We start from the raw sequence: 14,357 nt of genomic DNA, 5'->3' as shown, positions 1-14,357 counted from the left end.
GCTGGTTTTTTAGTTACTAATTTTCTGTTTCAACGAATCGTCCCAAAATATGAACATTCTCTGATACAGAGACAAAGGCACCTGGATCCACCTGTTTCATAATCTGTTTAAATTCATTAAACTCTGCACGTGTAATGACAGTGATTAAAACTGCCTTTCTCTCGTGATTATAGGTTCCTTCTGCATCGTGGATCATGGTTGCTCCACGGTGCAATTTTTTATGTATTTTTTCAATTACCTTGTCTGGATGATTGGTCACAATCATGGCCTGCATGCGTTTTTGCTTAGTAAAGACAGCATCTGTCACACGGCTAGAGACAAAGATGGTAATCATAGAGTAGAGAGCGTATTTCCAACCAAAGGTCAAGCCTGCTATCAGCATGATAGTCCCATTGACCAAGAAAGAAATACTACCGACATTCCTCCCTGTTTTCTTGCGAATGGTCAGGCTGACGATATCCGTTCCCCCACTGGAGATATTGTTTCGAAGAGCAAAACCAATCCCCAAGCCCATGACAACACCCCCAAAAAGGGCATTGATAATGGGATCCTCCGTCAAGGTTGCCACAGGGACAAACTGGATAAAGAAGGAACTCATGGATACTGTGATAAAGGTAAAGACGGTGAACTTATGGCCAATCTGATACCAAGCCAAGACCATCAAAGGAAAATTAATGGCGTAGAAGGTTAGCGAAATCGGGATATGAAAACCAAACCAATGATTACTCAAGGCAGAGATAATCTGTGCCAGACCTGTCGCACCACTCGAATACACATGCCCTGGTTGGAAAAAGAAATTGACCGCTACTGCTGATAAAAAACCATAGACCAGAGAGGCCGAAATCTTCTCATCATATTTTTCCCGAGAGATGCTTTGTAAGACACGTAAAATTTTTATCTGATAAGCAAAGCGGCGCAGATAATAGCGCCACCGCTTAATTCGTTTTGCTTGTTTCATCTTCTTCTATTTGTAAGCTGAGTTCCTCTAGTTGTTTGAGAGCTACTGTTGAAGGAGCTTGTGTCATTGGGTCAGTTGCCTTGTTGTTCTTAGGAAAGGCAATAACTTCACGGATATTTTCTTCCCCTGCTAAAAGCATGACAAATCGGTCAAGCCCGATAGCCAAACCACCGTGTGGTGGGAAACCATAGTCCATGGCTTCAAGAAGGAAGCCAAATTGGTCATTTGCTTCTTCGGCTGAGAAACCAAGAGCCTTGAACATACGTTCTTGAAGGTCTTTTTGGTTGATACGAAGGCTACCACCACCAAGCTCATAACCGTTCAAGACAATATCGTAAGCAATGGCACGAACCTTCGCCAAATCACCTTCTAATTCGTGAGCAGTCTCTTCCTGTGGTAGAGTAAATGGATGGTGGGCGCTCATGTAACGGCCTTCTTCTTCAGACCATTCAAACATTGGCCAGTCAACTACCCAAAGGAAGTTGAATTTATCGTTATCAATCAAGCCAAGCTCTTTGGCAATACGTCCACGAAGGGCACCAAGAGTTGCATTGGCCACTTCAAGCGTATCCGCCACAAAGAGAACCAAGTCCTTATCTTCAAGTGCAAGCGCTGTTGTCAATTCTGCTTGGATGCTAGTCAAGAACTTGGCAACTGGTCCGTTTAATTCTCCATCAACCACCTTGACCCAAGCAAGACCTTTGGCACCGTACTGCTTGGCTACTTCCGTCATCTTGTCGATGTCTTTACGTGAATAATTGTCCGCAGCGCCTTTGACCACAATGGCTTTTACAGCAGGTGCTTCTGAAAAGACTTTAAAGTCTACACCTTTGACCACTTCTGTCAAGTCCTGAAGCAACATGTCAAAACGAGTATCAGGTTTATCAGAACCGTAAAGAGCCATCGCATCATCGTATTTCATACGAGGGAATGGAAGCGTCACTTCGATGCCTTTAGTTTCCTTCATGACACGCGCAATCAAGCCTTCTGTGATATCTTGGATTTCTTGCTCAGTAAGGAAAGATGTTTCCAAGTCGACCTGGGTAAACTCAGGCTGGCGGTCACCACGCAAGTCCTCGTCACGGAAACATTTAACGATTTGGTAGTAACGGTCAAAACCAGCATTCATCAAGAGCTGTTTCGTGATTTGTGGACTTTGAGGAAGAGCGTAAAAATGCCCTTTATTAACACGAGATGGCACCAAATAGTCACGCGCCCCTTCAGGAGTTGACTTAGAAAGGAATGGTGTCTCCACGTCGATAAACTCCAACTCATCCAAGTAGTTGCGGATAGAGTGGGTCACCTTAGCACGAAGTTTAAGATTTTCCAACATTTCTGGACGACGAAGGTCAAGGTAACGGTAACGCAAACGTGTATCGTCATTGGCCTCAATGCCATCCTTAATCTCAAATGGGGTTGTCTTAGCTGTATTAAGCACTGTCAGAGCTGTCACGTTTAACTCAACCGCACCAGTTGGTAACTTATCATTAGCTTGCTCACGCGCAGCGACCTGTCCAGTCACCTCGATAACAAATTCGCTACGAAGGCTCTCAGCTGTTGCCATGACCTCTGCAGATACTTTTTCAGGGTTGATAACCAACTGCATGATTCCTTCACGGTCACGAAGGTCGATAAAAATCAAACCACCAAGGTCACGACGACGGCCAACCCATCCTTTCAAGGTCATTTCTTGTCCGATGTGTTCCTCACGAACACGACCAGCATACATACTACGTTTCATGTTTTCTCTCCTCTTTTATTCTGTTACTATTTTACCATAAAAGCGCAGGCTCTTCATGAAAATCATCAGAAAAGTTTGCCAGTCTTTAAAAATCAAGTGAAGACTCTAAAAATTAACGCCAATACAAAAATCCGATGAAGTTCACCGGACTCTTTTATTTTGAATTGTTGCCTGCTTTACGTTTTTCAGCAATTTCGGCTGCCTTTCGAGGCAAGACAATTTCCGTTGTGTAAGCTGTCCCAAAGCGCAAGACACCTGCAATAGGGGCAAAGACAACTGCTAGATAGTTGTAGAAGAAATCGCCCTTAAAGGCATAAGCTAGCGCTCCAATGATGAAAAATAGAACGACTGCCTGAATCACTGCTAATAAAATTACTCGTTTCATGTGACCTCCTGACTCTATTATAGCATGAGAATCATCAAAAAGCTGACTAAATTATTCAAAGCGTGAAGAGAAATGCTGTAAAGAAGACCTTTTCGACTTACATAAGCCAGCCCCAAACTCAATCCTAGACTAGCATAAACCAAAAACTGTTGCAAAGTTCCTGGGAAATGAATCAAGGCAAAGATAATACTAGATATTAAAAGAAAAATCAGGGTTTGTTTACTATTGTCCTGCTTAGGAAAGAGATAGCGCGCCAGCATTCCTCTAAAGATAAGTTCTTCCGTCAAAGGAGCAAAAATAACGACCGCAAAGAATGAGAAAAGTGGTTGAGACAAGGTCAAGTCTGTCGCTATTTGCTGATTTACTGAAGGATCATTTGGCAGGAAGAATTGAACGACAAGAGATAAGAACCAAACCAAGGCAGGGAGCCAAATAAATCGATTAAAGCCACTCTTCTCAATATGGACAGGGCCTTTCTGGTACCATTTATAAATGCCGTACACATAAACTCCAGCCAAGGCCACATAAAGTAAGGTAACAGCATAAGGTGACGCGCCTAAGGCAAGCGACGTAGTCGCGAGCCCCTGAATAAAGCCATAACCAAAGAAAAAGGATAGAAGGGCTAGAAGAAACCAGCCAAGATTTTTAAGTAATTTCATTGATAACTCCTATCTTGCTTTATAGCTGTTTTTCAATACAAAGAGGTTTGCTATTCCTAACACAAGTACCCAGGCAAGTAACATACCGATATTAGAAAAAGATATTTCCCCACCTTTTTTATTTAAAAGATTTACAATTGGACCAATAAAAGAGTAATCCAACACTTTTTGAACCGTATCATTTTGAAGAGCAAACATGGGTAAAAAAGAGACGATAAACATAGGAAAGATACTATAAACTTGCGCTTTAGACTGAGTATCTGACACCGCACCGATTAGAAGGTTGAGAAAAATAACACTAATAGTTGCTAGGACCAAATAGATAACATAGGCAAATAAGTAACCTGATACATCCACTTTAAGATAGATTGGTAGTGAAATCATTCCAAGCAACATAATCAACATAGGGAGAATGAGCATACTGAAAGTATATTCTGTTGCTGTCACACCACTTAGGATGAGTGATTTAAGATTGCGCTTTTCCTTATCTTCTGCCATCATAATCGATACCATATAACCACTTCCCATGCTCAAGACCATCGTCAAACTCATAGAAAGGAAATACGTACTCAATTCTCCACTCTTGTTTAAGAACTCATTATATAGAACAGTCGCTCCAAAAGGCATCAATAGAGTCGCCAACAAAGTTGAATTGCTGATAAGAACTTGTAATCTTAACCATAGTAGGGCATTTAATTTTCTAAACATCTAACTTTTCTCCTGTCAATCTGATAAAGATTTCTTCTAGTGTCGGCTCACAAGAGTGAACCACCATCAAATCTGTCGTGTCTAAATGTGGCAATTCTTCAAATGGAACTATCTGTTCTCGTCCATCGTTATAAACCACATGTACTTTCTTATCCACATGGTACTTCTGGATAATATCTTGTGGACTTCCATACTCTATTAAGTTCCCCTTATTCAAAAGAGATAAGCGATCACAAAGCAGAGTTGCTTCATTCATATCATGCGTGGTCAGAAAGATAGTTGTCCCCGCCTGCTTTAATTCTTGAAGTAGGGTATGAATCATCTTAGATGTTGTAGGGTCTAAGCCACTAGTTGGCTCATCTAGAAAGAGAATCTTAGGAGCATTCAGAAGGGCACGGGCCAAGAACATTCGTTGTTTCATTCCTGTAGATAGTTTTTCTGCGATAATATCTTTAGCATCTGCCAATCCAACCTGTTTGAGCACCTGATTTACTCTATCTGACTTGAGGCCATATAACTTAGCGTAAATGAGCAGATTTTTGTAAAGGCTCATCTTTTCATAAAAACCACTGCCATCACTAACAATACCAATTTGTTCCAAATCATTTGAGGTTAAATCTTGAGAATTCTTGCCTAACAAAACTGTTTTACCTTGATCTGCAGCCAACTGACCTGTCAAGACATTGATCATGGTTGTTTTACCTGAGCCAGAAGGGCCAAGAAAACCAAAGATTTCACCCTCCTTAATCTCAAAAGAAATCTGATGAAGAGCTTTTTTACTCCCAAAACTTTTGCTTACATTTTCAACACGAATCATAGAAACTCCTTTATTTGAAATAACGTTTCACCATAGGTAACTGCATCACATTAATATAAATATGGATGGCTCCTACAAGCAAGAAGGCTAGTAACTGAATCTCTCCTGTCAGTAAAGAAAAGAGAGCAATCAGAAAGTAGAGACCTGGCAAGACATAGTTATTTAATTGGAATAAAATCCGAAAACTCTGTTCCAAATTAGCCTTGCGCTCCCCTTCATCGTAAGAATCGAAATGCTCCAAGATATCCTTTGGTGTAGAGAAAAACACCAAACCAATCTGACGAACAATCGCAATAGTCTTAAAAAGATAATTTTGAGCATTGAAAACCAACACTAATCCCAAAAAGGAAAGGGATAAGGTTATATGGCTTATATCGAGTACAATTACTTCACTTCCTGAAATGAAGAGAGCCAATAAAATCGCTACGCTTGCACTATTAAAAGCAATAGTTCCAAACTCAAGATTACGATTCATTTGCACATAATATGTTTCATTCAGATCATCATCCATTTCCTCTTGATACAAGGAGTGAAATTTTCTGCTTTTCTTTAGGAAATTGAACGTCAAAAGAAGACTAATGAAACCTATCAGTAAACAAATAGCTGATATCCATGGTATCAAGACTTTCACATCTAACATAATTTCGTGGGATTCGGCACGTGCCTTAAACATCCCTACAAACATGCCCAAGAAACCTCCCAAGACAACAGACATTAAAAATAACAACAATCCACGTTTATTTTTCTTTTTCATATTCATTCTCTTTCTAAACTAAACCAATCCAACTAACCACTGACCAAAGGCTTTACCTGATTCATAAATAGCTGTCAAGCCCTCTGTTCCCAGTGATACTAAAATCAAACAAACAGCAAACAAGAGAATAGCTTGGTTTCTTGCTTTTGTCTCACTAGCTCCCAGAGGCTCTTTACTTAGCCAACCAGCAAGATAGGCATACAGAGTGACTGTCAAAATCCCAAATTCAGTCGAGGAAAGAAACAAGAACAGCATCACTAAACGAACCACGATAGTTTTGATATTAAAATAATTTCCTAAACCTGCACAGACACCTGCAAGTTCTTTGTTCTCAGTATCTACTTGAAAACCTGCTAAAAACTCTTTCATATTCATTCTCCTTATTCACTTGCTAGATTTTTGGATTTCTTTTCAATCCAGTCAACGACTGGGATGAGGGCAAAGTAGACCCAAATAAATTGGTCACTTTGATAGGGACTAAACCAGCCTAGGTCCATCCCAATCAGTAGAAACACGCTGACTAATAGAGCTATGGCAACTACATAATAGATTACTTTATACTTGTTCATCATCTTTCTCCTTTTTCTTCAACCGATTGAAAATGGACAAGAGGACTAAGTTAATCCAAAACAAATACTTACTTTCAACAAAATAGAACCAACCCAGTAATGTTCCAATCATAGCCAAGGCATTCACAATAAGGGCAAGAACACTCATATAATAAACCACTCTATACATGTTCATCACTCATCCTCCTCCAAGCGAAATACCGATTCGACTGTTTCGTTGAAAATCTGAGATATTTTCAAGGCAATCACAACGGACGGGGTGTATTCGTCCCGTTCTAATAGGCTGATAGTCTGTCTGGAAACCTCTGCTAGCTTGGCTAGTTCGGTTTGATTGAGACCATCGCGAGCCCGAAGCTCTTTTAGACGATTTTTTAGTTGCATGTTACACACCTACTCTCCGTCAAATTCAACGGCTTGGATATCCTCAATACGTTGCAACTTGAATTTTTCTTTCCCATTTTTATCGACATGACGTAGTTTGACCCATTCCTCATCAACATCCACAACTTCCCATAAAGATGTTCCAAACACTTGTCCAACGATTGTTGGATTTTTCCCAATTAATTCTTGCAATAATCTTGACATATCTATATTTCCTTTCTCTTTTCTTTCGATTACCTTTAACCTCTTCTCTAACCGCTTGATTTTTTTAGATTGACTCGTATAAATCAAGACGAGAAAAGGGAAAAAAATCCATACCCACATGTGACTCCCTCCTATTTCTTTATTTCTTAACTTGCTTACATTGTAACACATCTTTTTCTTTTTGACAAGCATATTTGTCAAAAAGTTTATGATTTTTGTCATTTTGCAAAAGAAAAAGGTCAGGAGTGGGTTCCTGACCAGTTTATCTATCATTAATACTCTTCGAATATCAAATTCAAACCACGTCAGCTTCACCTTGCCGTACTCAAGTACAGCCTGCGGCTAGCTTCCTAGTTTGCTCTTTGATTTTCATTGAGTATAAAATCCTAGTTTTTCAAAGATTTCTGAGAAGTTTTGGCTGATTGCCTCAAGTGACACTTGCACTTCTTCTCGTGTTTGATTGTTCTTAACCGTCACTTGTCCGCTTTCGACTTCACTCTCTCCTAGGGTGATGAGGGTCTTAGCCGCAAAAACATCAGCTGACTTGAACTGAGCTTTAAGTTTACGGTTGAGGTAATCACGCTCTGCTTTGAAACCTTGTTGGCGAAGAGCTTGTACCAACTCCAAGGCCTTGACATTTGCTCCTTGACCCAAGACTGCGATATAGACATCTAGGGCGTTTTCGATAGGGAGAGTTACACCTTGCTTTTCAAGAATGAGAAGCAGGCGCTCTACACCAAGTCCAAAACCAAAGCCAGTAGTTTCAGGGCCTCCAAAGTAAGAAACCAAACCATCGTAACGACCACCCGCACAGACTGTCAGGTCATTGCCCTCAATCTCAGTGATAAACTCGAAAATCGTGTGGTTGTAGTAGTCCAGACCACGCACCATATTGGTATCGATGATATAGTCTACTCCAAGATTCTCCAACATCTGACGCACAGCATCAAAATGAGCTTGGCTTTCTTCATCAAGGAAGTCTAAGATAGAAGGCGCATTCTCTACTGCCACCTTGTCTTCTTTTTCCTTAGAGTCCAAGACACGAAGAGGATTTTCCTCCAAACGACGTTGGCTATCCTTAGACAAGGTCTCCTTGAGCGGTGTCAAATAGTCAATCAAGGCTTGACGGTAGGCTGCACGGCTCTCAGGATTTCCAAGAGTATTGAGGTGTAGTTTGACACCTTGGATGCCGATTTCTTTCAAGAAATGGGCTGCCATAGCGATGGTTTCCACATCAGTAGCTGGATTGCTAGAGCCAAAACACTCAACACCAATCTGGTGGAATTGGCGCAAACGCCCTGCCTGTGGACGCTCATAGCGGAACATAGGGCCCATGTAGTAGAACTTGCTTGGCTTTTGCACTTCTGGGGCAAAGAGTTTATTTTCCACATAGGAACGGACAACGGGCGCAGTTCCTTCTGGACGGAGGGTGATATGACGGTCACCCTTGTCATAAAAGTCATACATTTCCTTGGTTACGATATCGGTCGTATCTCCGACAGAGCGACTGATAACCTCGTAATGCTCAAAAATGGGCGTGCGCACTTCTGCATAGTTATAGCGCTTGAAAATCTCACGGGCAAAGCCTTCAACGTACTGCCACTTGGCAGACTCAGCAGGTAAAATATCCTGCGTTCCTTTTGGTTTTTGTAATTTCATAGGGAATCCTCTTTAAACTTAATAGTCTTATTTTACCACAAATAGAGGGATTAAAACAGTTAGAAAAAAATTAGGATTCAAATATCATTTTTGAGATTAAGACCTGTCAAAAGAATAGCTAGCAAGGAAAGACCAACAAATAGCATCCAAGTCAACTGTATATTCCATACAGCTATAAGTGAAAAACAAGCTGTTCCCACAGGTATGGATAAGGTGAACAATAAACCTAAAAAATTACTGGTACGAGCTAGAACCTCTGGAGCTAGATTTTTCAGGAGCATGGCACTAATCTTTGGTTGAACTTTACCAGACACATACAGAGTTGAACAGAGAAATAGTAAACCAAGTACGACTTGATTGAATAAATTAGCTAGACCAATTAGACTGAGTCCTACGGTCACCCACATCATCAATCTAGGCAAGGACTGCTTCCCAAAATAATCATTGCCCGTAAGGCTACTGATGATGATTGCTAACAAAGCACAGAATTGACTGATAAATAATGCCTCTGTGTAAGAAAAGTCCAAAAGAGAATGGCTCAAAAAGAAGATGTTATAGATACTTCCTAAAGCGCCACCCAAGGCATTGATAAGCAAGACAGCAAAGATCATGAATCCAAAGTTTTTCTGTCCACCTTTAAGAAAAACGAGACGTAAATTTCGATAAATCGTTAGGAACTGCTCTTTGATCGGAAGCTTCTCATTTTTTAGAATTTCACCATCAGCAGATGACATTGACAGGCTTAATTTGCTTTTTCCTAAAAAGAGGATGACGGCTGATACTAGGAAGAAACAGGCATTGATTCCCGCAACGAGGGAAAAATTGTTGACCGATAGACCTAAGAGCCAGACTCCAAAAGCTTGACCACCAATAGCTGAAATATAGGTGATAAACTGGTTAAAAGAATAAGCCTCCATCAGATCGTCTTCAGCTACTTTTTCCTTAATAAGAGGCATGCGCAAGCCACCTGCAAAATCACTGATGACATCACTAATGACATTGATTAAACACAGGCTAGAAAAGGCAAAGAGACTAGCTTGTTGAACAACTAGGGCTGCTAGAAAAAATAAAACTGCCTGAAACAAACCGCTATAGACCATCCATTTGACCTTGTCCCTCGTGTAATCTGCCCGAATCCCTACAAAAACTGTAAAGAGAGTCGGAAGAATCATGACAATATTCGCCATAGCAACAGCAAAGGAGGCTTGTGGCAAGGTCGATGCATAGACGATAAATACCAGGTTAAAAATTGAAGCACCAAAAGCATTGAAGAAGCGTGACAAAGTCAAGAGACGATAAGCTTGATTTCTGAACAATAGTTTCATAGGTAATCTCCCTTCTTGTTCGAAGTTCTTATGTAAAGTATGACTATAGTATAGCACTTAGAAATTCTAGAGGAAAAACTTTTGAATATATGCAACAAATAAAATGAGAAAAAAGAAACGATTGAATTTCTCCAGTGACATGAGAGAGGTCAATAGTTCTATCGCTTAAAATTTCGAATGATTTTCTTAGTTTGCAGATATTCAACAATCGGTCGTTTTTCTATAGTATTCGGCAGATTTATTACAGCCAAGCATCTCAAAAATACGGACAGCATCTTCCATCTTTTTCCGGCCTTCCTTGACTCTACCTTGCTTGCTATCAAGGAGACCTTCCGCCCACAAATAGACAATTCGGAAATAGGTTTCATTTTCATTGTAGAAATGCTCTTCGATAACACGTTTAAAATAAGAGGCATTGGTAAATTCTTCACACTCAATGCTGGCTAAAAAACCATTCAATAGTATAGTGTGAAAAAGGTTTCGATTGCCAGACATTTCCATTAGAAAATCAGATTTACGTACCATTTCTCGTACATATCTAGTAAAAAGAGAAACAGATAAAAAAGCAGAACTGACTGAAAATAAATTGAGTTCATAGATCCCCCAGATCTCGGTAGAAAACAGATAGTCATGAAGGACTTTCCCTTCCTCTGCCGTTAACTCTACCCTTTCATCCATACTCTTCATATAAGACTTGATAATAATGGCATTTAAAATATGCTTCTGTTTGTTTTGAGAATGGGCATGCTTTTGATACTCCTTGCGATACAAGTCCTCAAGCGGAGCTATATTCTTTGGATCCAAGACATCTATGATTTCTTTTCTCAACTCAGAATCTGTATCATACTGAAAACCTCTCGCCAGAAAGAGGATCTCCTCCACACTGGCAGATATATTTTCTAGGGCAAATAGAAACTTTTCCACCGAAAGCTCACTCTGACCTGTTTCAAAGCGGGACAACATAGACGGCGAAAATTGTCCCCCAGTTGCTTGTCTCAGCGAGATATTTCTTGACTCTCGTAATTGTCTAAAGACTTTTCCAATCTGCTCCATAGGCTTCCCCTTGATTCCATATTTTCTTCATTTTATCATATTTTTCAGAAAATTCATCAAAAACTTGCCAAATTGTCAGAATTATGAGAAAATAGAGGATATTTATCACGTGGAGGGACTGTAATGAGAGAGGATATCAAAATCAATGACCGCGCTTTGGCCTTACAAGACCAAATTATCGAAAAACTAGAGAAAGTTTTTGATACAGATGTGGAATTGGATGTTTACAATCTAGGCCTGATTTATGAAATCAATCTGGACGAAATAGGGCTCTGTAAGATTGTCATGACCTTCACCGATACTGCCTGTGATTGTGCCGAAAACCTGCCTATCGAAATCGTTGCAGGTCTCAAACAAATCGAGGGTATCGAAGATGTCAAGGTTGAAGTTACCTGGTCGCCTGCCTGGAAAATCACACGAATCAGTCGCTACGGCCGTATTGCCCTTGGACTGCCACCTCGTTAAGCAGGCAAATTACTTTTGAAGATGAAAAAAAGCAAGCCGAAGTTGGCTTGCTTTTTGATACTCAATGAAAATCAAAGAGCAAACTAGGAAACTAGTCGCAGGTTGCTCAAAACAGTGTTTTGAGGTTGTAGATAGAACTGACGAAGTCAGTAACCATACCTACGGCAAGGCGACGTTGACGTGGTTTGAAGAGATTTTCGAAGAGTATGAGTTTATTTTTTACCTGACTTGTCCATATTCCAGAAGTCTGTCACGGCTCCGCGTGAAGCAGATGATACAATATGGGCATATTTACCGAGGACACCACGGCTATAAAGTGGTGGCAAGGTTGTTTCTGCCTTGCGTTTTTCAAGTTCTTCTTCGGATACGGCCATGGAAATTTCTTTGGTATCTTGGTCAACCGTAACGATATCGCCTGTACGAAGGTAGGCAATTGGTCCACCATCCTGAGCTTCAGGAGCGATATGTCCAACAACCAGACCATAAGTACCACCAGAGAAACGGCCATCCGTCAAGAGGGCAACCTTGTCTCCTTGACCTTTACCAACAATCATGGATGAAAGTGACAGCATCTCAGGCATACCAGGACCACCCTTAGGTCCAACAAAACGAACAACGACTACATCGCCATCAACGATTTCATCTGTCAAAACAGCCTGAATCGCATCTTCTTCTGAGTCAAAGACCTTAGCTGGTCCAACGTGACGACGCACTTTAACACCTGATACCTTGGCAACCGCTCCATCAGGGGCAAGGTTCCCGTTCAAGATGATAAGCGGACCGTCCGCACGTTTAGGATTTTCAAGTGGCATGATAACTTTTTGACCTGGTGTAAGGTCTGCAAAGTCAGCCAAGTTCTCAGCTACAGTCTTACCAGCACATGTGATACGGTCTCCGTGAAGGAATCCATTTGCCAAGAGATATTTCATAACCGCTGGGACACCACCGACTTCATATAGGTCTTGGAAGACATACTGACCAGATGGTTTCAAGTCAGCCAAGTGAGGCACACGTTCTTGAATCGTATTGAAGTCCTCAAGTGACAAGTCAACATTAGCCGCATGGGCAATGGCAAGCAAGTGAAGAGTGGCATTTGTAGAACCACCGAGAGCCATGGTCACAGTGATGGCATCTTCAAAGGCTTCACGAGTCAAGATATCTGATGGTTTGAGACCAAGCTCCAGCATCTTAACAACAGCACGTCCTGCTGCTTCGATGTCTTCTTTCTTGTCAGCTGATTCAGCTGGGTGAGATGAAGAGCCTGGCAAACTCATACCTAGAACTTCGATAGCAGTCGCCATGGTATTAGCAGTGTACATACCACCACAGCCACCAGGGCCAGGGCAGGCATTACATTCAAGACGTTTCACGTCCTCAGCTGTCATATCTCCGTGGTTCCATTTTCCGATACCCTCAAACACAGAAACCAAGTCGATGTCTTTTCCATCAAGATTTCCCGGTGCAATAGTTCCACCATAGGCGAAAATAGCTGGGATATCCATATTAGCAATGGCAATCATAGAACCAGGCATGTTCTTGTCACAGCCACCGATAGCAACGAAGGCATCAACGTTGTGACCACCCATCGCCGCCTCGATAGAGTCCGCAATGATATCACGAGATGTCAAAGAGAAACGCATACCAGGCGTTCCCATGGCAATCCCATCCGCTACGGTAATAGTCCCAAACTGCACAGGCCAAGCACCTGCCGATTTGACACCTTCTTTAGCTAATTTCCCAAAATCATGCAAGTGAATGTTACATGGCGTATTTTCCGCCCAAGTCGAAATCACTCCTACAATCGGTGTTTCAAAGTCCTTATCTGTCATACCAGTCGCACGAAGCATAGCACGGTTTGGTGATTTCACCATACTGTCATAAATGCTACTGCGGTGACGTTTATCTAATTCAGTCATTTGTTCCCTCCCATTTCAGTTTTTACTATTATAGCACATTTTAAAAGCAATGAACAGAAGAAAATTCTTGAATTTTCAGAAAATTTCGATTAATTTGGTTAATGGCCTTCTAATTTTTTCATCTTTTTTTGTCAAGTAACTTTACTTTACAAAAAAAATGTGTTATCCTAGTATGGTTGATGAAAATCAGTAGATTGAATCGAATATAAATACCTAAAGGAGAAATCAAAATGGCAGTACCTGCACGTCGCACTTCAAAAGCGAAGAAAAACAAACGTCGTACACACTACAAAGTAACAGCTCCATCTGTAAACTTTGACGAAACTACTGGAGATTACTCACGTTCTCACCGTGTATCACTTAAAGGATACTACAAAGGACGTAAAATCGCTAAAGCTGCATCAGCTGAATAATAGAAGGGAGATACCATGCGCGTAAATATTACACTTGAACACAAAGAATCTGGTGAACGCTTGTACCTTACTTCTAAAAACAAACGTAACACTCCAGACCGTCTTCAATTGAAGAAATACTCACCAAAACTTCGCAAACACGTTGTGTTTACAGAGGTTAAATAGAGATTCACTACACGTCAGCAGGCGTGAGAATCCCTGATTTTAAGCGATTCTTGAGATTTCAAATTTCAATGTATTGCAATACAAATCAGCCGAATCTCTACATTTTTCTCTACATTTTCAGATAAATAAAAAGAGATTACGGATATAAGAGAAGAGCTACTTCACAGATGAGTAGCTCTTCTTTT

At 40.8% G+C, this 14,357-nt stretch carries 19 protein-coding genes; 3 read left to right on the top strand and 16 right to left on the bottom strand.

The features are described from left to right. Positions 1-16: 16 nt before the first annotated feature. The 15 genes from O3650_RS08375 to rgg all read right to left on the bottom strand — a co-directional run bounded on the left by O3650_RS08375 (position 17) and on the right by rgg (position 11,213). Positions 17-958, bottom strand: a complete 942-nt coding sequence (locus tag O3650_RS08375; protein ID WP_261037243.1) for a YitT family protein — start codon at positions 956-958, stop codon at positions 17-19. Next, complete coding sequence (gene aspS / locus O3650_RS08370) at positions 936-2,699, bottom strand: aspartate--tRNA ligase (protein ID WP_265527903.1); 1,764 nt, start codon at positions 2,697-2,699, stop codon at positions 936-938. The genes O3650_RS08375 and aspS overlap by 23 nt, the downstream gene beginning before the upstream one ends. Before the next feature lie 154 nt (positions 2,700-2,853). After that, complete coding sequence (locus O3650_RS08365; RefSeq protein WP_000832185.1) at positions 2,854-3,084, bottom strand: hypothetical protein; 231 nt, start codon at positions 3,082-3,084, stop codon at positions 2,854-2,856. A 17-nt stretch (positions 3,085-3,101) separates the two neighbouring features. Continuing rightward, complete coding sequence (locus O3650_RS08360) at positions 3,102-3,743, bottom strand: CPBP family intramembrane glutamic endopeptidase (protein ID WP_049502295.1); 642 nt, start codon at positions 3,741-3,743, stop codon at positions 3,102-3,104. Positions 3,744-3,752: 9 nt separating this feature from the next. Beyond that, the gene (locus O3650_RS08355) at positions 3,753-4,451 is read right to left on the bottom strand and encodes an ABC transporter permease (protein WP_050261012.1); all 699 of its coding nucleotides are present in this window, start codon (positions 4,449-4,451) and stop codon (positions 3,753-3,755) included. Continuing rightward, the gene (locus O3650_RS08350) at positions 4,444-5,268 is read right to left on the bottom strand and encodes an ABC transporter ATP-binding protein (RefSeq protein ID WP_293964576.1); all 825 of its coding nucleotides are present in this window, start codon (positions 5,266-5,268) and stop codon (positions 4,444-4,446) included. The genes O3650_RS08355 and O3650_RS08350 overlap by 8 nt, the downstream gene beginning before the upstream one ends. 10 nt (positions 5,269-5,278) lie before the next feature. Beyond that, positions 5,279-6,022 carry a DUF3169 family protein gene (locus O3650_RS08345; RefSeq protein ID WP_261068075.1) on the bottom strand — a complete coding sequence of 248 codons (744 nt, stop codon included), beginning with the start codon at positions 6,020-6,022 and terminating at the stop codon, positions 5,279-5,281. A gap of 18 nt (positions 6,023-6,040) precedes the next feature. Beyond that, positions 6,041-6,391: a PspC domain-containing protein gene (locus O3650_RS08340; protein WP_031227880.1), complete on the bottom strand. Its 351-nt coding sequence runs from the start codon at positions 6,389-6,391 to the stop codon at positions 6,041-6,043. Positions 6,392-6,402: 11 nt separating this feature from the next. Further along, complete coding sequence (locus O3650_RS08335; RefSeq protein WP_261068076.1) at positions 6,403-6,591, bottom strand: hypothetical protein; 189 nt, start codon at positions 6,589-6,591, stop codon at positions 6,403-6,405. Continuing rightward, the gene (locus tag O3650_RS08330) at positions 6,578-6,766 is read right to left on the bottom strand and encodes a hypothetical protein (protein ID WP_023944022.1); all 189 of its coding nucleotides are present in this window, start codon (positions 6,764-6,766) and stop codon (positions 6,578-6,580) included. The genes O3650_RS08335 and O3650_RS08330 overlap by 14 nt, the downstream gene beginning before the upstream one ends. Beyond that, positions 6,766-6,972: a helix-turn-helix transcriptional regulator gene (locus tag O3650_RS08325; RefSeq protein WP_001176233.1), complete on the bottom strand. Its 207-nt coding sequence runs from the start codon at positions 6,970-6,972 to the stop codon at positions 6,766-6,768. The genes O3650_RS08330 and O3650_RS08325 overlap by 1 nt, the downstream gene beginning before the upstream one ends. 9 nt (positions 6,973-6,981) lie before the next feature. Further along, positions 6,982-7,449 (bottom strand): hypothetical protein, encoded by a 468-nt coding sequence (locus O3650_RS08320; protein ID WP_261083196.1) that lies wholly within the window; start codon positions 7,447-7,449, stop codon positions 6,982-6,984. A 96-nt stretch (positions 7,450-7,545) separates the two neighbouring features. Then, positions 7,546-8,835 carry a histidine--tRNA ligase gene (hisS, locus tag O3650_RS08315; RefSeq protein ID WP_261083197.1) on the bottom strand — a complete coding sequence of 430 codons (1,290 nt, stop codon included), beginning with the start codon at positions 8,833-8,835 and terminating at the stop codon, positions 7,546-7,548. Between the two features lie 77 nt (positions 8,836-8,912). Continuing rightward, positions 8,913-10,160: a transporter gene (locus O3650_RS08310; RefSeq protein WP_261083199.1), complete on the bottom strand. Its 1,248-nt coding sequence runs from the start codon at positions 10,158-10,160 to the stop codon at positions 8,913-8,915. A gap of 201 nt (positions 10,161-10,361) precedes the next feature. Further along, positions 10,362-11,213, bottom strand: coding sequence for a quorum-sensing system transcriptional regulator Rgg (gene rgg, locus O3650_RS08305; RefSeq protein WP_261083202.1), 852 nt, complete (start codon positions 11,211-11,213; stop codon positions 10,362-10,364). 123 nt (positions 11,214-11,336) lie between these two features. Here rgg and O3650_RS08300 point away from each other — a divergent pair, with 123 nt between their 5' ends. Further along, complete coding sequence (locus O3650_RS08300) at positions 11,337-11,678, top strand: metal-sulfur cluster assembly factor (RefSeq protein ID WP_261083203.1); 342 nt, start codon at positions 11,337-11,339, stop codon at positions 11,676-11,678. Between the two features lie 212 nt (positions 11,679-11,890). Here O3650_RS08300 and ilvD read toward each other — a convergent pair whose 3' ends face one another. Next, positions 11,891-13,594, bottom strand: a complete 1,704-nt coding sequence (ilvD, locus tag O3650_RS08295; RefSeq protein ID WP_371491902.1) for a dihydroxy-acid dehydratase — start codon at positions 13,592-13,594, stop codon at positions 11,891-11,893. A gap of 230 nt (positions 13,595-13,824) precedes the next feature. Here ilvD and rpmF point away from each other — a divergent pair, with 230 nt between their 5' ends. Then, the gene (gene rpmF / locus O3650_RS08290; protein ID WP_000290417.1) at positions 13,825-14,007 is read left to right on the top strand and encodes a 50S ribosomal protein L32; all 183 of its coding nucleotides are present in this window, start codon (positions 13,825-13,827) and stop codon (positions 14,005-14,007) included. A gap of 15 nt (positions 14,008-14,022) precedes the next feature. Continuing rightward, the gene (gene rpmG / locus O3650_RS08285; RefSeq protein ID WP_001265622.1) at positions 14,023-14,172 is read left to right on the top strand and encodes a 50S ribosomal protein L33; all 150 of its coding nucleotides are present in this window, start codon (positions 14,023-14,025) and stop codon (positions 14,170-14,172) included. Positions 14,173-14,357: the final 185 nt, after the last annotated feature.

This window comes from Streptococcus sp. 20925_1_24 (assembly GCF_041432335.1).
Classification (GTDB): domain Bacteria; phylum Bacillota; class Bacilli; order Lactobacillales; family Streptococcaceae; genus Streptococcus; species Streptococcus mitis_BM.
The sequence above is the reverse complement of the archived record's forward strand: the minus strand, read 5'-3'. Positions and strand labels throughout refer to the sequence as shown.

Coding starts and splice junctions, on each gene's coding strand:
- rpmG (WP_001265622.1), top strand. CDS start 14,023: ATGCGCGTAAATATTACACTTGAACACAAAGAATCTGGTGAACGCTTG.
- rgg (WP_261083202.1), bottom strand. CDS start 11,213: ATGGAGCAGATTGGAAAAGTCTTTAGACAATTACGAGAGTCAAGAAAT.
- O3650_RS08300 (WP_261083203.1), top strand. CDS start 11,337: ATGAGAGAGGATATCAAAATCAATGACCGCGCTTTGGCCTTACAAGAC.
- O3650_RS08335 (WP_261068076.1), bottom strand. CDS start 6,591: ATGAACAAGTATAAAGTAATCTATTATGTAGTTGCCATAGCTCTATTA.
- O3650_RS08355 (WP_050261012.1), bottom strand. CDS start 4,451: ATGTTTAGAAAATTAAATGCCCTACTATGGTTAAGATTACAAGTTCTT.
- aspS (WP_265527903.1), bottom strand. CDS start 2,699: ATGAAACGTAGTATGTATGCTGGTCGTGTTCGTGAGGAACACATCGGA.
- O3650_RS08310 (WP_261083199.1), bottom strand. CDS start 10,160: ATGAAACTATTGTTCAGAAATCAAGCTTATCGTCTCTTGACTTTGTCA.
- O3650_RS08345 (WP_261068075.1), bottom strand. CDS start 6,022: ATGAAAAAGAAAAATAAACGTGGATTGTTGTTATTTTTAATGTCTGTT.
- hisS (WP_261083197.1), bottom strand. CDS start 8,835: ATGAAATTACAAAAACCAAAAGGAACGCAGGATATTTTACCTGCTGAG.
- O3650_RS08350 (WP_293964576.1), bottom strand. CDS start 5,268: ATGATTCGTGTTGAAAATGTAAGCAAAAGTTTTGGGAGTAAAAAAGCT.
- O3650_RS08360 (WP_049502295.1), bottom strand. CDS start 3,743: ATGAAATTACTTAAAAATCTTGGCTGGTTTCTTCTAGCCCTTCTATCC.
- O3650_RS08340 (WP_031227880.1), bottom strand. CDS start 6,391: ATGAAAGAGTTTTTAGCAGGTTTTCAAGTAGATACTGAGAACAAAGAA.
- ilvD (WP_371491902.1), bottom strand. CDS start 13,594: ATGACTGAATTAGATAAACGTCACCGCAGTAGCATTTATGACAGTATG.
- rpmF (WP_000290417.1), top strand. CDS start 13,825: ATGGCAGTACCTGCACGTCGCACTTCAAAAGCGAAGAAAAACAAACGT.
- O3650_RS08325 (WP_001176233.1), bottom strand. CDS start 6,972: ATGCAACTAAAAAATCGTCTAAAAGAGCTTCGGGCTCGCGATGGTCTC.
- O3650_RS08365 (WP_000832185.1), bottom strand. CDS start 3,084: ATGAAACGAGTAATTTTATTAGCAGTGATTCAGGCAGTCGTTCTATTT.
- O3650_RS08375 (WP_261037243.1), bottom strand. CDS start 958: ATGAAACAAGCAAAACGAATTAAGCGGTGGCGCTATTATCTGCGCCGC.
- O3650_RS08330 (WP_023944022.1), bottom strand. CDS start 6,766: ATGAACATGTATAGAGTGGTTTATTATATGAGTGTTCTTGCCCTTATT.
- O3650_RS08320 (WP_261083196.1), bottom strand. CDS start 7,449: ATGATAGATAAACTGGTCAGGAACCCACTCCTGACCTTTTTCTTTTGC.